The organism is Pseudomonas silesiensis (assembly GCF_001661075.1).
Classification (GTDB): domain Bacteria; phylum Pseudomonadota; class Gammaproteobacteria; order Pseudomonadales; family Pseudomonadaceae; genus Aquipseudomonas; species Aquipseudomonas silesiensis.
Window position 1 is genome coordinate 2,611,657 of record NZ_CP014870.1, and the last position, 20,503, is coordinate 2,632,159.

A 20,503-nucleotide genomic window follows, 5' to 3' on the forward strand; every position below is an offset into this window, starting at 1 on the left:
GACAGTGAACATGCACAGCAGCGAGAGTGAATTCGTCGTCCGCGAGGACAAAGCCGTCTACGAAACAGACACACCGGTGCTGTACAGCGTGGCCGAGGGGATCGCCACGTTGACGCTGAACCGGCCGACCTTCAATAACGCGCAAAACTCGCAAATGACCTACGCGCTGGACGCCGCCTTTCGCGAGGCGGTGAACGACGACAACGTCAAGGTCATCGTCCTGCGTGGGAACGGCAAACATTTCTCGGCAGGCCACGATATCGGCACGCCTGGACGCGATATCGACAAGCCGTTCGAGCGTGCACACCTGTGGTGGGACCACACCAACAAGCCCGGTGGCGAGCAGCTGTATGCCCGCGAGCAGGAGGTGTACCTGGGCATGTGCCGGCGCTGGCGTGAACTGCCCAAGCCGACCATCGCCATGGTCCAGGGCGCGTGCGTGGCGGGCGGGCTGATGCTGGCCTGGGTCTGCGATTTGATCGTCGCCAGTGATGACGCGTTCTTTCAGGATCCGGTGGTGCGCATGGGCATTCCGGGGGTGGAGTATTTTGCCCATCCCTATGAAATGAACCCGCGTATCGCCAAGGAATTCCTCTTCACCGGTGACCGCATGAGCGCCACCCGAGCCTGGCAAGTGGGCATGGTCAACCGCATGGTGCCCCGCGATGAGCTGGAGCAGGCCACCTATGCCCTGGCCGCCGGCATCGCCCGTCAGCCGCGCATGGGCCTGGCCCTGACCAAACAGGCGATCAATCACGTCGAGGACCTGCAAGGCAAGCGCACGGCGATGGATGCGGTGTTCGCCTGGCACCAGTTTGCGCATGCCCATAACGAGCTGTTGTCTGGCGACAAACTGGGCGGCTTCGATGCCAAGGGCATGGCCCGGGCCAACAAGCAGGCAGAGGACAAGAGCCAATGAACCACTGGCTGGATACGCCACTGACCGAGGCCCTCGGTTGCCGCTACCCGATTGTGCAAACCGCCATGGGTTGGGTTGCCGATGCCAACCTGGTGATCGCCACCACCCAGGCCGGAGGCTTCGGATTCCTGGCCGGGGCGACCATCGCGGCCGATGAGCTGGAAGGCGAAATCCGCAAGGTGATCGACGCCACCGGTGGCAGCAACTTCGGGCTCAATTTTCATATGTTCCAGGACAACGCGGCGCAGTGTGTCGACCTGGCGATCCAGTACCGCTTGCGCGCCGTGAGCTACGGACGCGGCCCGGACAAAAAGACCATCGCGCGTTTCAAGGCGGCCAAGGTGTTGTGCATTCCCACCGTGGGCGCACTCAAACATGCATTGAAAGCTGTGGAACTGGGCGCCGACCTGATCACCATTCAGGGCGGCGAGGGCGGCGGTCATACCGGCGGTGTACCCAGTTCCATTCTGTTGCCTCAGGTCCTGGCCGCGGTCAAGGTGCCGGTGATCGCCGCCGGCGGTTATGCCACCGGTCGTGGCCTGGCCTCGGTGCTGGCTGCCGGGGGCGCCGGCATCGCCATGGGTACGCGGTTCCTCATGACCCGCGAATCGCCGACACCGGCCGCGACCCTGGAGCGCTACCTGAAGGTCAACGACCCGCAACAGGTGCGCGTGACCACGGCGGTGGATGGCATGCGCCACCGCATGATCGAAAACCGTTTTATCAATCATCTGGAGAAGGCCGGTCCGTTCGGTCGCCTGCGCATTGCCCTGGGAAGTGCCTGGCAGTGGAAGCAGCAGACCGGCATGAGCCTGGGGCACATGGCCTCGGTCTTTATCCGTGCATTGCGTGAAGACCCCTCGCAGCTGTCGCAAGTGGTGATGGCCGCCAACCAGCCGGTGTTGTTGCAGCGCTCGATGGTCGATGGTGCCCCGGACGAGGGCATCTTGCCCAGCGGCCAGGTGGCGGCGGCCATCGGCGAATTGCTCAGTTGTCGTGAAGTCATTGAAGGCATCGCCAGCGAGGCCCAGCAATGTCTGGACGCACTCCTGACCCGCAGCCAGCCCCATCCTTCGAACCACCCCGCCAGTATTGGAGAACCCCTGTGAACCAGGCATTTACGACACAACTCAATCAGGGGATCGCTGAACTGGTGATCGCCAAACCTCCGGTCAACGCCCTCGACAGCCAGGAATGGCACGCTCTGGCGCGACAGATCGAAGTCCTAGGGGCCAATCCCGACGTGCGGGTGATCGTGATCCGCGCCGAAGGCCGCGGCTTTTGTGCCGGTGTCGACATCAAGGAGCTGGACAAGTATCCAGAGCGGATCGTCGAGGTCAACGCCGGTAACTACGCCACGTTCAAGGCCGTGCACCGCAACCCGGTGCCGGTGATCGTCGCGGTCCATGGTTTTGTCCTGGGCGGCGGCATCGGCATCACCGGGGCGGCAGACATTGTCGTGGCTTCTGACTGCGCGACCTTCGCCTTGCCGGAAGTCGACCGTGGCGCCATGGGCGGCGGTGCGCATTTGCAACGGCTGTTCCCGGTGCAGAAAGTCCGTTACCTGTTCTTTACCGGCGACAGCATCGGCGCCCCCGAAGCCCTGCAATACGGCTTTATCGAGCGCATCGTCAGCAAGGACCAACTGCGCGAAACCGCTTTGGGCATCGCGGCGAAAATCGCCGAGAAGAGCCCGGGCATGATCCGCATCGCCAAGGAAGCCTTGAACGGCATCGAAGACGGCAACCTGGAAGACAAATACCGCTGGGAGCAGGGCTTCACCATGCAGGCCTACAGCAGCCCGGACTCCGCGGAAACGCGCCGGGCCTTCGTCGAAAAACGCGACGCCAAGTTCTGAGAGAACGCCATGGAACTGACTTATACCCCCAAGCAAAACGCCTTCCGCGCCGAAGTACGCGCCTGGCTGGCGGCCAACCTTCCGCGCGAACCGCTGGCCAGCTACGACACCCGGGAAGGCTTTGAGCAGCACCGCGCCTGGGAAGCGAAGCTGTTCGAGAGCCGCTGGTCGATGGTGATGTGGCCCGCCGAACTGGGCGGTCGCGGTTGCGATCTGATCGAGTGGCTGATCTTCGAAGAGGAGTACTACGGTGCCGGGGCGCCGATGCGCGTCAACCAGAACGGCCAGTTGTTGCTGGGGCCGACCCTGATGGAATTCGGCACCCCGGAACAGAAGCAGCGCTTCCTGCCACGCATGGCCGCCAGCCTGGACATGTGGGCACAAGGCTGGTCGGAACCGAATGCCGGTTCGGACATGGCAGCGATCACCAGCAAAGCCACGCTCGATGGCGATCATTACGTGATCAACGGCCAAAAAACCTGGTCGACCCGAGCGACCTTCGCCGACTGGCTATTCGGCCTGTTCCGCAGCGAACCGGGCTCCTCGCGCCACCACGGACTGTCGTTCGTGATGGTGCCACTGAATGCGCCGGGCGTGAGTATTCGTCCGATCAAGGCTCTCAATGGCAAGGACGCCTTTGCCGAAGTGTTTTTCGACGACGTCCGCGTGCCGGTGGCCAACCGCATCGGTGCCGAAGGGCAGGGCTGGCATGTGGCAATGGCCACCGCCGGTTTTGAACGCGGGTTGCTGCTGCGTTCACCGGCGCGTTTCCAGTACACCGCACGCAAGTTGGTGGAACTGTACAAGGCCAACCGCGACAGCGCCGACCGCGATCCGGGCCTGCGTGACGCGGTGCTGGACACCTGGATGGGCGCCGAGGCCTATGCCTTGTCGGCCTACCACACGGTCGGGCGCCTCAGCCGGGGTGAGCAGATCGGTGCCGAGTCGAGCATCAACAAGATCATCTGGTCGGAGCTCGACCTGAAAATGCACGAAACCGCCATGCGCATTCTGGGCGCCAGCGCCGAGCTGCTGCCGGATGCCGATACCGATGCTGCTGGCTGGCTGGAGGGTTTCCTGTTCGCCCAGGCCGGACCGATCTACGCCGGGACCAACGAAATCCAGCGCAATATCATTGCCGAGCGGATGCTCGGCTTGCCGAAATAAGGAACGGGCCATGGACTTCACTTTTACCGATGACCAGCTGACGTTTCGCGAAGCCATCAGTCGTTTCCTGATGACTGAAGCCGCCCCGGAGATGCTCCGGGAAATCTGGGAAACCGATGTCGGTCGCTCACCGGACCTGCGTCACAAGATCGCCGCTCAGGGCCTGACCGCCTTGTCGGTCCCCGAAGCCGAGGGTGGCCTGGGCATGGATGATGTGGCCTGGGCGCTGATGACCCAGGAGCTGGGGTATTACGCGATTCCCGATTCCCTGGCTGACACCGCGTATGTCGCCACCGGCTTGCTCGCCAGCCTGGCGACCGATCACCCGGCACGCAGCAGCTTGTTGCCACGGATCGCCGAAGGCACATTGCGCCTTGCCATCAACCACCCCGTCAACTCGCTGGTCAGCGATGCGCAACTGGCTGAAGTGTTGATCCTCATCGATGGCGATGACATTCACGTGGTGCCGCGTTCGCAGGTGGATGTGCAGCCCCGGACGAGCATCGATGCGTCGCGGCGCCTGGGTCGGGTGACCTGGAACCCGACACCGGCCACCTGTGTGGCCAGCGGCGCTGCGGGCCGTGCCTTGCAAGCCCGACTGCTCGACCGTGGCGCCTTGTCGGTGGCCGGGCAATTGCTCGGGCTGGCGCAACGCATGCTCGATTTGTCGGTGGACTACGTCGCTCAGCGCAAGCAGTTTGGCAAGCCGATCGGCAGTTTCCAGGCGGTCAAGCATCATTTGGCCGATGTCGCCCGGCAGATCGAACAGGCCAAACCCGTGCTGTACCGCGCCGCCCACGGTCTGGCCCAAGGCGACAGCAACGCCAGCGTCTGGGTTTCCCAGGCCCGCCTGGCCTGCTGCGAGGCAAGCGGGATCGCCGCGCGCAAGGGCATTCAGGTGCACGGCGCAATGGGTTACACCTGGGAAGTCGATCTGCAGATGTTCATGAAACGTGCCTGGGCGCTCGATGCGTCCTGGGGTGATCGGGGCTTTCATAAAGCCCGTGTCAGCGACTACCTGTTCGCCGACGGTGCCCGCCTGGGCCCGGGCCATACTTTCGAGGAGTGAGTCATGCCAGAGGCCTATATTGTTGATGCACTGCGCAGCCCGACCGGCAAGCGCAAAGGCGCCTTGAGCGAGGTCCATGCCATAGACCTGGGTGCTCATGTGCTCAAGGCATTGGTGGAACGCAACGCTATCCCGGGCGAAGACTATGACGACGTGATTTTCGGCTGCGTCGACACCATCGGCTCCCAGGCCGGTGATATTGCCCGTACCAGCTGGCTCGCAGCGGGATTGCCGCTGAATGTGCCCGGCACCACGATCGATCGCCAGTGCGGGTCCTCGCAACAGGCGCTGCATTTCGCGGCGCAGGCGGTAATGAGCGGCACCCAGGATGTGATCGCCGTGGGCGGGGTGCAAACCATGACCCGGATTCCGATTTCCTCGGCCATGCTCGCCGGGCAACCCTTGGGTTTTGCCGATCCGTTTTCCGGTAGCGAAGGCTGGCGCGCACGTTTCGGTAATCAGCCGGTCAACCAGTTCTACGCCGCCCAGCGCATCGCCGATCATTGGGGTATCACGCGTGAGCAGATGGAAGCGTTTGCCCTGCAAAGCCATAGCCGCGCCCTGGCCGCCATCGAGAGCGGGCGTTTCGCCCGGGAAATCGTCGCTTGCAATGGCCTGTTCGCGGACGAAACACCGCGCTTGACCAGCCTGGCAAAAATGGCCGAGCTGCAGCCGGTGGACCCGCAATTCCCCTCGATCACTGCCGCTGTTTCGAGCCAGACCTGCGACGCTTCATCGGCGTTGCTGGTGGTGTCGGAGGCGGCGCTCAAGCGCTACGACCTGACGCCACGGGCGCGCATCCATCACCTCACGGTGCTGGGCGATGATCCCATCTGGCACCTGACCGCGCCAATCGCCGCGACACGCCGGGCCCTGGAAAAAACCGGACTGCGCATGAGCGATATCGACCGGGTAGAGATCAACGAAGCCTTTGCCTCGGTGGTCATGGCCTGGACCAAGGAACTGGACTACGACCCGGCGCGCACCAACGTCAACGGTGGCGCCATTGCCCTGGGTCACCCGCTCGGCGCCACGGGAGCCCGGCTGATGACCACGCTGTTGAACGAGCTGGAATGCAGCGGTGGCCGTTATGGCCTGCAAACCATGTGCGAAGGCGGCGGCCAGGCCAACGTCACGATCATCGAACGCCTCTAGGTTTTTCCCATCCGTGCCGCCGTCCGCTGGGCGTGCGGTCACGCAGTCATAAGGAGTCATGCATGGCTATTTGTTCAGGCCGCACCGTGATCATCACCGGGGCCGGCGGCGGACTCGGTCGCGCCTACGCGCTGGCGTTCGCGGCGGCGGGCGCCAACGTGGTGATCAACGATATTCGCGCCGAGGCGGCGCAAGATGTAGCAGGCGAGATCCGCGCCAACGGTGGCCAGGCCATCGCCAACAGTGACGACATCACCACCCTGGCCACGGCCGGGCGCATCGTCGAAGCCGCAGTGGCGGCGTTCGGTGAGGTGCACGTGCTGGTCAACAATGCCGGGGTCTTGCGCGACCGCATGTTCATCAGTCTCAGCGAAGAGGACTGGGACATGGTTATGCGCGTTCATCTCAAGGGCCATTATTGCCTGGCGAACCTGTTGGGGCGGCGTTGGCGTGATCTGGCCAAGGCTGGCACTCCGGTCGACGCACGCATCATCAACACCAGTTCCGGCGCCGGCCTGCAAGGCTCGGTGGGGCAGTCCAACTATTCGGCAGCCAAGGGCGGGATTGCTGCGTTGACCCTGGTGCAGGCGGCAGAGTTGGCACGCTACGGCATTACCGCCAACGCGTTGGCCCCGGCGGCGCGTACCTCGATGACTGAAAGTGCCATGCCCGATGTGGTCAAGAAACCTGAGGACGGCAGTTTCGACGCCTGGGCGCCGGAAAACGTCGCGCCGTTGGTGGTGTGGTTGGGCAGCGCCGAATCGGCCCACGTCAATGGCCAGATATTCGAGAGCCAGGGTGGGCGTATTTCCCTTGGGGACGGCTGGCGCACCGGGGTCACCCGCGACAAGGGTGCATTGTGGCGTGTCGAGGAAGTCGGCGCCGCCATCGATGCGATCCTTGCCCAAGCCCCTGCTGCGCAGCGGGTCTGGGGCAGCTGAGAGGCCTGCCCTGTAGGAGCCAGGCTTGCCGGCGAACCGGGCGCTGCGGTGTAACTGTATTACCGCGTTATCGTTCTTCGCCCGTAGGAGCCAGGCTTGCCGGCGAACCAGGCGCTGCGGTGTAACTGTATTACCGCGTTATCGTTCTTCGCGGGCAAGCCTCGCTCCTACAGGCGAACCGGGCGCCGCGGTTTATCTGTTGCACCGCGTTATCGTTCTTCGCCCGTAGGAGCCAGGCTTGCCGGCGAACCAGGCGCTGCGGTGTAACTGTATTACCGCGTTATCGTTCTTCGCGGGCAAGCCTCGCTCCTACAGGCGAACCGGGCGCCGCGGTTTATCTGTTGCACCGCGTTATCGTTCTTCGCCCGTAGGAGCCAGGCTTGCCGGCGAACCAGGCGCTGCGGTGTAACTGTATTACCGCGTTATCGTTCTTCGCGGGCAAGCCTCGCTCCTACAGGCGAACCAGGCGCTGCGGTGTACCTGTTGCACCGCGTTATCGTTTTTCGCGGGCAAGCCTCGCTCCTACAGGCGAACCAGGCGTCGCGGTGTATCTGTTGCACCGTTCGCGGGCATAAGCGTTCTGACGCCGCCATACCCCATATTGACGATGCACCCGCGTAGCGCCCTCCGTACAACTACAGCGTATTGATTTCTTCGGAGGTAAACGCTGTGAAACAAGCTCCCCCTTATGTCCCGGGCCATCAATTACTGGCTGGAAAATCCGTGCTGATTACCGCTGCCGCAGGTGCCGGTATCGGTTACTCGGCCGCCCGGCGCAGCGCCGAGGAGGGCTGCCGGGCACTGATGATTTCCGACGTGCACCCGCGCCGCCTCGAAGAAGCCGTGGAGCGTCTCAAGGCCGAAACCGGCCTGCAGGCCATTTTCGGCCAGCTGTGCAATGTCACGGTCGAAGCCGAGGTCCAGGCGTTGGTGGCGAGCGCGGAAGAGCTGCTGGGCGGTGTCGATGTGTTGATCAACAACGCCGGCCTCGGTGGCCAGAAACTCGTGGTCGAGATGAGCGACGAAGAATGGCTGCGAGTGCTGGATGTGACCCTGACCGGCACGTTCCGCATGACCCGCGCGATGCTGCCACACATGCAGCGTCGTGGCGCCGGCGCCATCGTCAACAATGCTTCGGTCCTGGGTTGGCGCGCACAGAAGGAACAGGCCCATTACGCCGCGGCCAAGGCCGGGGTGATGGCCCTGACCCGTTGCAGTGCGCTGGAAGCTGCGGAGTTCGGCGTGCGCATCAACGCGGTTTCACCGTCGATCGCCCTGCATGATTTTCTCAAGAAGGCCTCCAGTGAAGAGCTGCTCGCCAGCCTCGCCGGGCGCGAGGCATTCGGCCGTGCCGCCGAAGTCTGGGAAGTCGCCAACGTGATGATGTTCCTGGCCAGCGACTACGCCTCCTACATGGTTGGCGAAGTATTGTCCGTCAGTTCCCAACAAGCCTGAGGAGTGGGCCATGAGTCATGTATTCAGCAGTGCCCAGGCGTTGCTCGAGGCCGAGGGCCTGGACCTGGGTTGCACCGAGTGGCTGACCATCAGCCAGCAGCGCATCGATCTGTTTGCCGAAGCCACGGGTGATCACCAGTGGATTCATGTCGACCCGGTGCGCGCCGCCAGCGGGCCGTTTGGCGTCTGTATCGCCCACGGCTACCTGACCCAGTCGCTCGTCAATCTGTTCCTGCCGCAATTGCTCACCCTCGACAACATGGCGATGGGGGTCAATTACGGCAGCGACCGTGTGCGCTTCCCGGCGCCGGTCAAGGTGGGATCGCGAGTGCGCGGCAGCGCCAGCATCGTGCGCGCCGAGCAGCTGGCAGAGGCCGTGCAACTGGTGGTGCGCGTGACCGTGGAAGTCGAGGGCCAGGCGCGGCCCGGCTGTGTGATCGACACCATCAGCCGTTACACCTTCAACCCTATTACCGAGTGAGCCTGTCATGGACCTGAATGAAGTTGTCATCGTTGCCACTGCGCGGACCGCGCTCGCCAAGTCGTTCCGCGGCTCGTTCAACGATACGGAAGCCCCGGTATTGGGCGGACATGTGGTGCGTGCGGTGGTCGAGCGCGCCGGCATCGAACCGGGCGAAGTAGAAGATGTGATCATGGGCGCAGCGGTGCAGCAGGGCACCCAGGCCTACAACATCGGCCGCCTCTGCGCTTATACCGGCGGCTTGCCGGACACCGTGCCGGGCATGGCCCTGGACCGCATGTGCGCCTCTGGCCTGATGAGCATTGGCGTCGCCGCCAAGGGCATCATGACCGGCGAGATGAATATCGCCATTGGCGGTGGCGTGGAGTCGCTGTCACTGACCCAGACCAAGCACAAGAACAGCTATCGTGCCCAGTCCGAAGCCGTGCTGCAAGTCGTGCCCAGCGCCTATATCCCGATGCTGGAAACCGCCGAAATTGTCTCGCGCCGTTATGGCATCAGCCGCGCGGCCCAGGACGAGTATTCCCTGCAGAGCCAACTGCGCACCGCGGCCGCCCAGCGTGACGGCTTGTTCGATGATGAAATCGTCGGCTTGAGCGTCGATAAGTTGTGCTTCGATGCGGCTGGCCAGCCCAGCGGCCATCAGCGTGTATTGGTCGAGCGTGACGAATGCAATCGACCGAACACGCGCCTGGAAGACCTGGCTTCGCTGAAACCGGTGTGGAAGGACGGTAAATGGATCGAGCAGGGTGAATTCATTACCGCCGGCAATGCGTCGCAGTTCTCCGATGGCGCCTCGGCCAGCCTGCTGATGAGCCGCGCCGAAGCCAAGCGTCGGGGGCTGACCCCGTTGGGCATCTACCGAGGCATTGCCGTGGGCGGCTGCGCGCCGGAGGAAATGGGCATTGGCCCGGTGGTGGCCGTGCCGAAATTGCTCAAGCGCTTTGGCCTGAGCGTGGCGGATATCGGCCTGTGGGAAATCAACGAAGCCTTTGCCTGCCAGGTCCTGCATTGCCGCGATGCACTGCAAATCCCGGCGGAACGTCTGAACGTCAACGGCGGCGCGATTGCCATCGGCCACCCGTTCGGCATGTCCGGCGCACGCATGGTCGGTCACGCACTGCTGGAGGGTCGCCGTCGCGGCGCCCGTTATGTGGTGATCGCCATGTGCATTGGCGGCGGCATGGGTGCGGCCGGTTTGTTCGAACTGCCGTAGGGCTGACCGGGGGCGTTGAGCGTCTTTAACACCCATTACGATCAATTGATGCGGGCCATGCAGTCCGGGCCCGCTGCTGGGGAGTGGTTATGCAAAGTCGCGTGCCGAATGCGCAGGTCCTCGCGCAGATGGGACTGGAGTTGGCCGAGTACGAAGGCCTCATCGGCAACATGTACGACTCGGCCATGGATATTCGTTGCATGGGTGATTCGTTGCGCCAGCTCCGGAAGCTGTTCAAGGCCAATTTCGTGACCTTGATTCTGCGTGTGCAAGATGAGCCGCTGCTGTCGCCGATGATGGTCGCCGGGGACATCGAACTGGGGGAGGGCGGCATCAACCATTACGCCTACTACGCCAAGTCCACGCTGTTCGACGGCCTGCCCACCGACACGGTGTTCACCATCGATGAATTGATGACTGATGATGAATGGATCAGTTCTTCTTTTTACCTGTTGTTTTGCCAACCACACGACTGCCACCAGATGCTCGGCGCGGACATCCGCATGCCGGACGGAAGCACGGTGCGTTTGCGGATCAACCGGCCACGGGGCCAGGCACGTTTTTCCCAGGTCGAGCGGGCCATGTGCGCCATGCTCTTGCCGCATTTGCGCCGCGCCCTGCACATGCATTCGCTACTGGATCGCAGTGAGTCGCTGGGCAGTTTGTACTCGCAAACGATCAGCCGTATGGCGGTGGCGACTATCGTGCTCGATGAAAACGGCACCGTGGTGCAACTGAACCCGGTGGCCCGGGAGATTATCGCCAGCCAGGACGGCCTTAAAGTCGTGGGCGGGCGGTTGGAGGCGACTTACCCGAGTGACAATCGTGAACTGTCGCGGCTGGTGCGCAACGCCTTTCAACGGGTGAAGCAGGGCCACGCCGGATTACAGATAGCCGAGGCCACGTCGATTTCCCGCCCCTCCGGGAAAGTCAGCCTGGGGGTGGTGGTGGAGTTGATTCCGACGCAGGAGCTGGTCGAGGGCAAGGGCAAACCGACCGTGGTGGTCTATGTCCGCGATGCTGTCAGCAAGTCGCTGGTGAGCAATGTGGTGACTTCGCAGCTGTACAACCTGACACCCGCAGAAACCTTGCTGGCGCTGGAACTGGCTAACGGCCTGTCGCTGGAGGAAGCCTCGGAAGCGCTGAACATCCGCCGTAATACCGCCCGCGCGCACCTGCGGTCGATCTTTTCCAAGACGGGTGTGCGGCGCCAGACCGAGCTTGTGCGGATCATGCTCAACAGTGTCGTGGCATTGGCCGGGCCGCAGTTGCCGGGAGCAGCGAAGGATGCGCTGTAGTCTGTCGTTCACAGGCACCGAGGCAAAACGCGTTAGTCCGTGCGGACGATGCTGCCGGTTCCTTGGGCTGCCGATACTGGGTGACCGCTATCGGTAACCAAGGAGAATAAAAATGACCGGCAGTAACCTGGCCTCCAGTTGTCTTGTCTCGCGGGCTGCCAACGCCACTCCCACCTGGGTGCTGGGGTTGTTATTGGGATGCAGTGCAATCGGTACGGCGAACGCCGCACCGGAAGATGTGGAGCGCCTGGGCAAGGATTTGACTTGCGTCGGTGCCGACAAGAGCGCCAATGCCGATGGCAGCATCCCGGCGTTCAGCGGCAAGTGGCTGGGCGTGCCGCCGCACGTGGACTTCAAAGGGACTGGCAACCATCCGGTTGATCCTTACCCGCAAGAAAAACCGCTGTTCGTGATTACCGCGGCCAACCTGGCGCAATACAGCGACTACCTGTCCGACGGACAGAAAGCCTTGTTCAAGCACTACCCGGCTACGTACAAGATGCCGATCTACCCCACGCACCGCGATTTCCGTTTCGACGACGCGGTGTGCCAGGCTACTCGCGAAAACGCCAGCATCGCGCGCCTGGTGGATGACGGGGAAGGGGTGGTGGGTAAAACCGGCGGCACAGCCTTTCCGGTACCGCGCAGCGGTCTGGAACTGCTGAAGAACGCTTCTGCCTTTACCTTGCGCGCCTGGACCGAGGAATATACCTCTGACAACGCCTACGTACTCAAGGACGGCAACATCAACTGGGGCCGCGTGCATTCGCGCAACCTGGCGCCGTCGCTGGAGCCGGGCAAAAAAGGCGAGACCGTTGGTAACTCGGCCTTCTACCTCAACGAAACCCTGCTGCCACAACGGGACAAGGGCGAGATCAATACCGGCACCGAGTTCTGGAACGACAAGACCGAGCCTCGCCAGGCCTGGCGTTACGATCCGGGCACTCGCCGTGTGCGGCAGTCGCCGGGTTATGGCTTCGACATGTCGTTCCCCGGCAGCGGCGGTTCGATCACCGTGGACGAGGTGCGCCTGTTCAACGGCTCGGGCCAGCGTTATGACTGGAAGATCGTCGGCAAGCGCGAGATGTTCATTCCCTACAACACCTATCGCCTGCATGCGGCCAACCTCAAGTACGCCAACCTGTTGACCCCTGGCCATATCAACCCGGATGCCATGCGCTTCGAGCGCCATCGGGTGTGGGAACTGGAAGGCACCCTCAAGCCGGGTTACCGCCACCTGTACGGCAAACGCAAGTTGTACATCGACGAAGACACCTGGTTCCCGATGCTCGCCGATAACTACGACAACCGTGGCGAGCTGTGGCGGACCTCGATGCTGAACTTTTTCTACGCCTATGAAAGCCAGCGGCCCCAAGCGGGCGTGGGGCTGTACTACGACCTGAATGCCGGCAGTTACCTGGCGTTCAACCTGATCAACGAACAGCGCGATGGCTATCAGTTGAACAAGCCGGGCTTCAGCCCGCGGGATTTCGGTCCGGAAGCTGCCCGTCGGTTTGGCCAATAGCCGACGCAGTTTTTGGAAAGCAGAGGCTGACAGGTGAACCCTTTGAGAGCGGATCTCATTTGATCTAGTCCAAGTGAGGGATGAATCCCTTGTCGGGACGCTCAATGATATCCGCTATGGGTTCACCCTGTTTTTTTTGGGGGTATTACTCCCCGAAGTTTCCAATCGAGGAACAGTAACAATGACGAAACTCGCTGAAATCAGCATCGAAAACGCCCAGCGTACTCACCGTTACGCCCGTGGCTGGCACTGTCTGGGCGTGGCGGAAGATTACCGCGATGGCCAGTTGCACACGTTGAATATCTTCGGCACGCGCCTGGTGGCGTTTGCCGACAGCAAGGGTGCTATCAGCATCCTCGATGCCTACTGCCCGCACATGGGGGCTGACCTGTCCAAGGGCACCATCGAAAACGACACGGTGGTGTGCCCGTTCCACCACTGGAAATACAACACCAGCGGTAAATGCGTCGAGATTCCTTATTGCAAGCGCATTCCACCGAAGGCCAAGACCCGCAGCTGGTTGACCTGTGAGGAAAACAACCTGCTGTTCGTCTGGAACAACCCTGAAGGACGTCCGCCGAAAGAGGGCGTGATCATCCCGCACCTGGCGGAGATGGACGACCCGGATTGGATTCACGACTGGAACATCGACAGCATGCTGATCGAAACCAACCCACGGGAGTTGGTCGATAACCTGGTGGACGCCATGCATTTTGGCCCCGTGCACGGCACGCCGACCAAGTACTTCGCCAATGTCTTCGAAGGGCACATCGGCCACCAGATCTTCCACGGTGATTCCGAGCGCCTGGGTGGCGATCTGATCGCACCGTCGGCCTACTACGGCCCGGCGACCCACTTCACTCACATCAGCTCTATGTTCGGCGATGTGCGTATACACGCCATTTTGCTCAACAGCCATGTGCCTGTGACGGCCAACAGCTTCGACCTGCGTTTCGGCTGCATGGTCAAGCGTGTACCCGGCTGGAGCGAAGAGCAGAACATTGAAGTGGCCAAAGCCTACGTTCAGGGTAATCGCACCTCGTTCTATCAGGATGTGGATATCTGGAAGCATAAAATCCGCATCGACAACCCGGTGCTGGCGGAAAACGACGGCCCGGTCTACCAACTGCGCGAGTGGTACCAACAGTTCTTTACCGATGAAGACAAAGTGCCCGCGAGCATGGCTGAACGCCGTGAATTCATCACGGTCGACGAGCGTTGAAGGGTAACGCCCCTTGAGTTGTTGCGATGACGTAGGTCCGACTTGACGGTCACGAGAGCACTGACAATGAAAACAAAAAGTCTTCTTGCCTATCACGTTTGCTTGTTGCTCCTGTTCCTCCTGGTGGTGACCGTGCTGGTCTCCCCGCCAGCGCAATCGCCCAGTTTTAAAGCCTGCAAGCAATACGCAGGCTGTGTCGCCATCAGCCAGAGCGTTCCGAACTGGCTGAATTTCCGCTAGGGTCGGCGTGCGTCGAACAATGCACACCACAAGGTTGACAAGACCTTGTGGTGTGCATTTTTTCGTGTGTAGGAGCCAGGCTTGCCGGCGAAGAACGATAACGCGGTGTCACAGATACACCGCAGTGCCTGGTTCGCTTGTAGGAGCCAGGCTTGCCGGCGAAGAACGATGACGCGGTGCAACAGATACACCGCGGCGCCTGGTTCGCGGGCAAGCCTCGCTCCTACAGGCGAAGAACGATAACGCGGTGTCACAGATACACCGCAGTGCCTGGTTCGCTTGTAGGAGCCAGGCTTGCCGGCGAAGAACGATGACGCGGTGCAACAGATACACCGCAGTGCCTGATTCGCGGGCAAGCCTCGCTCCTACAGGCGAAGAACGATAACGCGGTGTCTCAGATACACCGCAGTGCCTGGTTCGCTTGTAGGAGCCAGGCTTGCCGGCGAAGAACGATGACGCGGTGTTTCAGATAAACCGCAGTGCCTGGTTCGCGGGCAAGCCTCGCTCCTACAGGCGAAGAACGATAACGCGGTGTGTCAGATACACCGTAGTGCCTGGTTCGCTTGTAGGAGCCAGGCTTGCCGGCGAAGAACGATGACGCGGTGCAACAGATACACCGCAGTGCCTGGTTCGCGGGCAAGCCTCGCTCCTACAGGCGAAGAACGATGACGCGGTGTTTCAGATACACCGCAGTGCCTGGTTCGCTTGTAGGAGCCAGGCTTGCCGGCGAAGAACGATAACGCGGTGTGTCAGATACACCGAAGTGCCTGGTTCGCGGGCAAGCCTCGCTCCTACAGGCGAAGAACGATGACGCGGTGTTTCAGATAAACCGCAGTGCCTGGTTCGCTTGTAGGAGCCAGGCTTGCCGGCGAAGAACGATGATGCGGTGTGTCAGATAAACCGCGGTGCCTGGTTCGCGGGCAAGCCTCGCTCCTACAGGCGAAGAACGATAACGCGGTGTCACAGATACACCGTAGTGCCTGGTTCGCTTGTAGGAGCCAGGCTTGCCGGCGAAGAACGATGACGCGGTGTTTCAGATAAACCGCAGTGCCTGGTTCGCGGGCAAGCCTCGCTCCTACAGGCGAAGAAGGAGGCGACATTGCTGTCGCCTTGAGTGTTTAGCAGGGCAGAAAGTGGCCGCCGTTGACATCCAGTTGCGCACCGGTAATGACCTTGGCGTAATCGCTGGCCAGGTACAGGGCGGCCATGGCGCAGTCGTTGTCTTCGGGGATTTTGCGCAACGCAATCTGCTGGGCGATCTGGTCGACCAGCGACTCCATCGGGACGCCCAGGCGCTGGGCTTCGCTCTCGAAGTAACCGATCACCGGCGCGCCCCACATCCAGCCCATGAAGGCGGAGTTGACGCGGATGCCGAACGGGCCGAGATCCTGGGCCAGGTATTGCACAGCGGTTTTCAATGCGCCCTTGGAGACGGCATAGCCGGATTCCAGTTGGTTGGGGGTGCGGGTGGCCATGGTGTTGATCATGACGATGCTGCCCGACTTCTGTTTCTTCATCTGCGGCAGCACGGCCTGGGTCATGTGCATGGTGCCAAACAGGTTGACGTCCATCGCCTTGCGCCAGTCGTCCATTGACGACTCGGAAGAACTGCCCCAGGCGCCATGGGCGTAGGCAGAGTTGATCAATACGTCGATCTGGCCGAAGTGCTCGATCGTCAGGTCGGCGAGCGTCTGGCACTGTTCGGCCTGGGCGATGTCGGTGGGGACTTTCAGGACCGGCGTGCTGTAGCCGGCGTCGCGGATGGCCTGTTCAGCCTGATCCAGTTTGGCGGGGGTGCGGGTGGCCAACACCACGGCCTTCGCCTGATACTCCGCGGCTCGCACGGCCAGCTTGATGCCCAGGCCCGGGCCGATACCGGAAATGATGACGACTTTATCTTTCAGCAACATGAAAATTACCTTCTTATTGTTTTGGTCGGGTACGGGTCGTTCAGCTGCGGCTGGCGTGCAGTTCTTCGGCACGTCGTTTCAAATCCAGGGCCATCCGGTCGAAGCCGATTTTTACCCAGGCACCGTGTTCACGCATGATCGTGTCCTGGTTCAGGCCCAGGAAAATATCAGTGGTGAAATAGCTGCAGCGGTTGGCGTCGATGGCCTTGATGTATTGATCACGGCGGGCGGCGTCCATGTTGTCCGGGACGGGACGCTGCTCCCAGGACAACAGCTGCTCGGGGTCGCAGGCCACGAGGTATTCGAAGACCGGAACGGTTTCGCCGGTATCGGGGGTAAGTACCTGCATATGCACCTCGTCGCCGATCTGCAGGCCGCACTGAATGCGCGGGCAGAAGGTGTTCCACTGGTGGTAATTGTCCAGATCAATGAGCACTTCCCAGACCACCCGGGCGGGGGCGTTAATTTCCACCGTGTGGGAGGTCACTATGTTTTCGGCTCTGGCCATGACTGTCTCCTGTTGTGCATTCAGTTGATGGGTCTGGAGGTGATCTGCAGCTGTTCGCTCAAGGGTTGGATGGTCTCGAGCAAGGTTTCGTAGCCCGTCTCGGCGATCATCCAGCGCTCGCCGCGCTTGATGTAGCGATCCTGGTAGATCGCGCTGCCGTGCAGGTGGGTGTTGTCCTCGAGGTTGATGAACACGTAACTCAGGTACCAGAGAGCCGAAGCCTTTTCGCCATCGACTTCGATTTCCGGGGTGTGACCGTTGTGGGTGGCCAGGCGGGTCTTGGTGAACGAAGTGCGGTAGAAGTCCAGCGCATCGCCCAGGCCATTGACGTGAAATTCGTAGGCAGGGCTCTTGAACGACAGGGTGACGTCTTCGGTGAGCATGCCCTGCAGCATCTCGATGTTGCAGGTGTCGATGGCACGAAAGTAGCGCGCCTTGAGCTGCTTGATCAGCTCGATTGCTTCTAGGTCCAACATGGGAAGCCTCCTTGTGGGCTACTCAGGCACTGAGCTGGTACTCGCTGGTGAGGATGCAGTCGAGCTTCTGGAAGTCGATGAACTTGCTGGTCGATTCGTACATGGCCTGCTGGCGTTGCGCGCATTTGTCCGGGTCGCCAAGGGCCGCGAAGAATCCTTGCGGATTGCCGATGGCCTCTGGCGGGAAGTTTTCTTCGACGATCCCGTGCAGCACCGGCGCACCGAAGGTGAGCGCCCGTACCACGGTGTTCTGCCGGTAGCCGAAGATCGACTGCAGAGGGTAGGCATTCGGCCCGTGGCCGTTGCGCCAGGTGTCATACCAATGCTCGTAGCTCATCCGATCCGGCTTGTGCAGCAGCGCCACCTGATTCATCCCGGGTGTGCGCTCGCCAACCGGTACCCGGTAGTGGGCTGCACGCGCCTTGCGCTCCTCGGGGTAGGGTTCGGACTCCAGCACCAGATAAGCCTCAAGGCGGCTAGTCAACGGTGTCACGAGCGCCTTGATCGAAGGCCATTGCGAGGCACTGTCCAGCCACACCGAGAGCAAACCGTCCAGCGGGATGGCGCTGTTGGTAATGCGCTGTGCGAAAGCGGCGGCCACGCCCCCATCGACCACCATGACGCGGGCGGTGCGCGCGCCGGCGCTAACCAGATTGTCGCCCAGGTCGAGCAACGCCTGGCGCCATTGCTCGACGCTTTGCTGTGGCGGTTTCCACAGGGTCAACATGAGTTTTTCCATGAATCCTCCAGCCTGGGTTTAATGGTTGACGCTCAAATGACGGGCGCGATATTCCTTGTAGTCCTCAGTCATCTGCGCCTCGTTCAAACCGAAGCGCTCCAGGCTGTAGTCGTGGCTGGCACGTTTTTCCCGGCTGTTTTGCGCCAGCCATCCCTGCGCGTCGGCGCGGGCCTTGTCGGTAAACGGCAGATCGGCGAAGGCGTAGACCCTTTCCAGCACGTCCATCGGCTGGGTCACGGTGTCGGCGAAGTGGATGTCGAGAAAGCGCTCGGCAGCGTGCTGGTCGCGGACCTGCATGGTGTGACGGATGCCACGCGCCATGCGGTGGTTCCACTGTTCGCCGGCGGCTTTCGGATCAGGGTTGTCGCTGTACATCTGCCACAGGGTGTGGGCCATGCTCGCCATCGACGGAATGGTCTGGGCCGGTTCGCGGTGGGTCAAAATCACCTGCGCCTTAGGGAAAACATCCAGCAGTAGATGCAGGGTGTGCAGGTGTTGGGGGGCTTTGAGCAACCAGCGCTGGCCTGCAGGTTCACCCCGTTGGCCTTTCTGCCATTGCAGGAACTGCAGCATTTTTTTCAGCTGGGTATAGACCGGCCGCTGATCTTGCTGATCCAGCCAGCGGGTATAGCTGGGCACGTTGACGTAGGCGTCCATGGCGCACATGAACGAATGTTCCATGAGCATGAACTCTTCGTCGCAGAGCATGGCATCCAGCGGGTGGATGGCGAGGATCTGCGGGATGACCTGGGCCATCAGCTCGACCTCGGCCTTGGCCTGGGCGATGCGTTTGGCCGGCACGGCCAGGGTTTCGTCTGCCAGCGGTGCCGGGAAGCGGGTCTCCCACCAGGCCGCCGAGTAGAAGCGCGGGTCAACCGCCAGCGTGCGTTGCAGCATGGTGGTGCCGGTGCGTGGCAGGCCGACGATGACCAGCGGATCGTCGATCTGGATCTGGGTGATTTGCGGGTAGCGGACAAGGTAGTCCTCGATCACCAGGCGATTGACCAGTTGTCCCACCAGCCTTTCCTGCAGCAAATACTGGCCGGTCTGCGACAACCCGGCTTCGGCGGCCAAGGCAACCAGCAGAGCCTCCAGAGACTCGCGATAGTTGTCATCGCCAAAATTGCTCAGGCCGTCGGTGCGCGCGATGGCGCTGGCCAACAGGCGTTCGACGGTCAACTCTTCAATCAGGGTATGCGCGTTCATAGGGCCTCCGCGATGGCAGACACTTTTACTACTTGGGTGGTGGGGTGGCATTGCTCCTGGGCACCGACCCAGCGCAGGCACATCGTGCCTTGGCGTACGCCGGCGGTTTGCAGCCAGTTACTCAGCCCGGGATCCAGCTCACTGAGGACCAGGGTCACGCCGCCGTTGTCGTCGTATTGGGCCTGGTGTTTGTTGAAGCAGATTTGGTGGTAGCGGTAGTCCAGCGACTCCATCCAGTAGTTGTTGATCTGCAGGTTCCAGAAGTCGCAGTCCGGTACTTTGTCGATGTGGATGACCAAGGCTTCGTCTGCAGCCAGCGCCCAGTGTGAGTGGTAGTAGAAAATGTTCGGGTCGCCGCCCACTGACTGGCACAGGGCCTGGTTGGCCGGTGGCAGTTGATTGCTGTGAGGCAGGTAGCTTTGGCTCCAGTCGGCGAACAGCCTGGCGGTGTTCTCCACGAAACTGGAGACCCGCGCCAGGCCTTGCTGGAAGGTCGCCGGATCAAGGGCCTGTGGCTTGGAATCGGTACCCATGCGCTCAATGCTCAGCTTGGCCGGCGCTTCAATCCGACGGTCGAGAAACGTCTGGCGCACGATCAGGGCGTTGGTGGCGTCTTCCATTTTCAGCCAGTTGCCCGGTTTCGGCTCGCGGCTGAGGATGATTTCGAAGGTGCCCTGGGCATCGACCTGTAGCTGGCTGGCATCGATAAAGCCGGTCTGGATCAGCGTACCGTCGGTTTCATAACCGCCTTTCTGGGTGCCGAAACTCAGGTAGGCGACGCTGCCGCGCTGACCCTTGATGCGATAGTCCAGCGTGCCGTCCAGGCGCGAGTACTCGTAGAGATTGTCCGGGTTGTCGGCACCGATCTTCGCGGTCTCGTGGGAGGTTTTGAAGAAGCTGGGAAAGGCCGGATCGGCAAACTCGATGTGCATTTCCAGGCCGATGCGCAGCAGGCGCGTGAGGTAGCGGAAACCTTCGGCGCGGGTGGCCGCATCGGCCGGCGCTTCGGGGCGCAGAATCTGCTCGCCGCAGCGCTTGAGGTGATCGCAAAACGTGGACCACGTCTGGCCACTCAACAGGTGTTGTTCGTCAATCGAGCTGATTGTCATTGTTCGACG

General features: G+C 61.7%; 19 protein-coding genes. 13 read left to right on the forward strand and 6 right to left on the reverse strand.

Annotation, left to right across the window (positions count from 1 at the left end; genetic code table 11):
- Positions 1-10 precede the first annotated feature (10 nt).
- The 13 genes from PMA3_RS11825 (at position 11) to PMA3_RS11885 (ending at position 14,306) form a co-directional block, all read left to right on the forward strand.
- Positions 11-919, forward strand: coding sequence for an enoyl-CoA hydratase (locus PMA3_RS11825; RefSeq protein WP_064677326.1), 909 nt, complete (start codon positions 11-13; stop codon positions 917-919).
- Positions 916-2,028 (forward strand): NAD(P)H-dependent flavin oxidoreductase, encoded by a 1,113-nt coding sequence (locus tag PMA3_RS11830; RefSeq protein WP_064677327.1) that lies wholly within the window; start codon positions 916-918, stop codon positions 2,026-2,028. The genes PMA3_RS11825 and PMA3_RS11830 overlap by 4 nt, the downstream gene beginning before the upstream one ends.
- Positions 2,025-2,777 (forward strand): enoyl-CoA hydratase family protein, encoded by a 753-nt coding sequence (locus PMA3_RS11835; RefSeq protein ID WP_064677328.1) that lies wholly within the window; start codon positions 2,025-2,027, stop codon positions 2,775-2,777. The genes PMA3_RS11830 and PMA3_RS11835 overlap by 4 nt, the downstream gene beginning before the upstream one ends.
- 9 nt (positions 2,778-2,786) lie before the next feature.
- A complete protein-coding gene (locus PMA3_RS11840; protein WP_064677329.1) occupies positions 2,787-3,944 on the forward strand; it encodes an acyl-CoA dehydrogenase family protein in 1,158 nt (385 codons plus the stop codon).
- 10 nt (positions 3,945-3,954) lie between these two features.
- Positions 3,955-5,013 (forward strand): acyl-CoA dehydrogenase family protein, encoded by a 1,059-nt coding sequence (locus PMA3_RS11845; protein WP_064677330.1) that lies wholly within the window; start codon positions 3,955-3,957, stop codon positions 5,011-5,013.
- A 3-nt stretch (positions 5,014-5,016) separates the two neighbouring features.
- A complete protein-coding gene (locus PMA3_RS11850) occupies positions 5,017-6,168 on the forward strand; it encodes an acetyl-CoA C-acetyltransferase (protein WP_064677331.1) in 1,152 nt (383 codons plus the stop codon).
- 62 nt (positions 6,169-6,230) lie between these two features.
- The gene (locus PMA3_RS11855; RefSeq protein ID WP_064677332.1) at positions 6,231-7,109 is read left to right on the forward strand and encodes an SDR family oxidoreductase; all 879 of its coding nucleotides are present in this window, start codon (positions 6,231-6,233) and stop codon (positions 7,107-7,109) included.
- A gap of 669 nt (positions 7,110-7,778) precedes the next feature.
- Positions 7,779-8,564: an SDR family oxidoreductase gene (locus PMA3_RS11860; protein WP_064677333.1), complete on the forward strand. Its 786-nt coding sequence runs from the start codon at positions 7,779-7,781 to the stop codon at positions 8,562-8,564.
- Positions 8,565-8,574: 10 nt separating this feature from the next.
- Positions 8,575-9,045 (forward strand): MaoC family dehydratase, encoded by a 471-nt coding sequence (locus PMA3_RS11865; protein WP_064677334.1) that lies wholly within the window; start codon positions 8,575-8,577, stop codon positions 9,043-9,045.
- 7 nt (positions 9,046-9,052) lie between these two features.
- Entirely contained in the window at positions 9,053-10,261 is a 1,209-nt protein-coding gene (locus PMA3_RS11870; RefSeq protein ID WP_082930304.1) for an acetyl-CoA C-acyltransferase, read from the forward strand.
- Positions 10,262-10,350: 89 nt separating this feature from the next.
- Positions 10,351-11,559: a LuxR C-terminal-related transcriptional regulator gene (locus PMA3_RS11875; protein ID WP_064677335.1), complete on the forward strand. Its 1,209-nt coding sequence runs from the start codon at positions 10,351-10,353 to the stop codon at positions 11,557-11,559.
- 112 nt (positions 11,560-11,671) lie between these two features.
- Complete coding sequence (locus PMA3_RS11880) at positions 11,672-13,084, forward strand: DUF1329 domain-containing protein (protein ID WP_102136411.1); 1,413 nt, start codon at positions 11,672-11,674, stop codon at positions 13,082-13,084.
- A gap of 181 nt (positions 13,085-13,265) precedes the next feature.
- Complete coding sequence (locus PMA3_RS11885; protein WP_064677336.1) at positions 13,266-14,306, forward strand: 3-ketosteroid-9-alpha-monooxygenase, oxygenase component; 1,041 nt, start codon at positions 13,266-13,268, stop codon at positions 14,304-14,306.
- Between the two features lie 1,358 nt (positions 14,307-15,664).
- Here PMA3_RS11885 and PMA3_RS11890 read toward each other — a convergent pair.
- From PMA3_RS11890 to PMA3_RS11915, 6 genes are read right to left on the reverse strand one after another with little or no spacing between them, the layout of a single operon-like run.
- Positions 15,665-16,456: an SDR family oxidoreductase gene (locus PMA3_RS11890; RefSeq protein WP_064677337.1), complete on the reverse strand. Its 792-nt coding sequence runs from the start codon at positions 16,454-16,456 to the stop codon at positions 15,665-15,667.
- A 40-nt stretch (positions 16,457-16,496) separates the two neighbouring features.
- Positions 16,497-16,964, reverse strand: coding sequence for an SRPBCC domain-containing protein (locus PMA3_RS11895; RefSeq protein ID WP_064677338.1), 468 nt, complete (start codon positions 16,962-16,964; stop codon positions 16,497-16,499).
- A 20-nt stretch (positions 16,965-16,984) separates the two neighbouring features.
- Positions 16,985-17,440, reverse strand: a complete 456-nt coding sequence (locus tag PMA3_RS11900) for a nuclear transport factor 2 family protein (protein WP_064677339.1) — start codon at positions 17,438-17,440, stop codon at positions 16,985-16,987.
- A gap of 22 nt (positions 17,441-17,462) precedes the next feature.
- Positions 17,463-18,179 (reverse strand): EthD domain-containing protein, encoded by a 717-nt coding sequence (locus tag PMA3_RS11905; protein ID WP_064677340.1) that lies wholly within the window; start codon positions 18,177-18,179, stop codon positions 17,463-17,465.
- A gap of 18 nt (positions 18,180-18,197) precedes the next feature.
- Complete coding sequence (locus PMA3_RS11910; protein ID WP_064677341.1) at positions 18,198-19,385, reverse strand: sulfotransferase family protein; 1,188 nt, start codon at positions 19,383-19,385, stop codon at positions 18,198-18,200.
- Positions 19,382-20,494, reverse strand: a complete 1,113-nt coding sequence (locus PMA3_RS11915) for a DUF1214 domain-containing protein (RefSeq protein ID WP_064677342.1) — start codon at positions 20,492-20,494, stop codon at positions 19,382-19,384. Before PMA3_RS11915 ends, PMA3_RS11910 begins: the two co-directional genes overlap by 4 nt.
- Positions 20,495-20,503: the final 9 nt, after the last annotated feature.

What these genes read in the sequence shown, in the direction of transcription:
- PMA3_RS11870 (WP_082930304.1), top strand. Translation starts at nt 9,053, where the DNA reads ATGGACCTGAATGAAGTTGTCATCGTTGCCACTGCGCGGACCGCGCTC.
- PMA3_RS11885 (WP_064677336.1), top strand. Translation starts at nt 13,266, where the DNA reads ATGACGAAACTCGCTGAAATCAGCATCGAAAACGCCCAGCGTACTCAC.
- PMA3_RS11845 (WP_064677330.1), top strand. Translation starts at nt 3,955, where the DNA reads ATGGACTTCACTTTTACCGATGACCAGCTGACGTTTCGCGAAGCCATC.
- PMA3_RS11865 (WP_064677334.1), top strand. Translation starts at nt 8,575, where the DNA reads ATGAGTCATGTATTCAGCAGTGCCCAGGCGTTGCTCGAGGCCGAGGGC.
- PMA3_RS11910 (WP_064677341.1), bottom strand. Translation starts at nt 19,385, where the DNA reads ATGAACGCGCATACCCTGATTGAAGAGTTGACCGTCGAACGCCTGTTG.
- PMA3_RS11875 (WP_064677335.1), top strand. Translation starts at nt 10,351, where the DNA reads ATGCAAAGTCGCGTGCCGAATGCGCAGGTCCTCGCGCAGATGGGACTG.
- PMA3_RS11880 (WP_102136411.1), top strand. Translation starts at nt 11,672, where the DNA reads ATGACCGGCAGTAACCTGGCCTCCAGTTGTCTTGTCTCGCGGGCTGCC.
- PMA3_RS11905 (WP_064677340.1), bottom strand. Translation starts at nt 18,179, where the DNA reads ATGGAAAAACTCATGTTGACCCTGTGGAAACCGCCACAGCAAAGCGTC.
- PMA3_RS11840 (WP_064677329.1), top strand. Translation starts at nt 2,787, where the DNA reads ATGGAACTGACTTATACCCCCAAGCAAAACGCCTTCCGCGCCGAAGTA.
- PMA3_RS11890 (WP_064677337.1), bottom strand. Translation starts at nt 16,456, where the DNA reads ATGTTGCTGAAAGATAAAGTCGTCATCATTTCCGGTATCGGCCCGGGC.
- PMA3_RS11900 (WP_064677339.1), bottom strand. Translation starts at nt 17,440, where the DNA reads ATGTTGGACCTAGAAGCAATCGAGCTGATCAAGCAGCTCAAGGCGCGC.
- PMA3_RS11850 (WP_064677331.1), top strand. Translation starts at nt 5,017, where the DNA reads ATGCCAGAGGCCTATATTGTTGATGCACTGCGCAGCCCGACCGGCAAG.
- PMA3_RS11895 (WP_064677338.1), bottom strand. Translation starts at nt 16,964, where the DNA reads ATGGCCAGAGCCGAAAACATAGTGACCTCCCACACGGTGGAAATTAAC.
- PMA3_RS11915 (WP_064677342.1), bottom strand. Translation starts at nt 20,494, where the DNA reads ATGACAATCAGCTCGATTGACGAACAACACCTGTTGAGTGGCCAGACG.
- PMA3_RS11855 (WP_064677332.1), top strand. Translation starts at nt 6,231, where the DNA reads ATGGCTATTTGTTCAGGCCGCACCGTGATCATCACCGGGGCCGGCGGC.
- PMA3_RS11825 (WP_064677326.1), top strand. Translation starts at nt 11, where the DNA reads ATGCACAGCAGCGAGAGTGAATTCGTCGTCCGCGAGGACAAAGCCGTC.
- PMA3_RS11830 (WP_064677327.1), top strand. Translation starts at nt 916, where the DNA reads ATGAACCACTGGCTGGATACGCCACTGACCGAGGCCCTCGGTTGCCGC.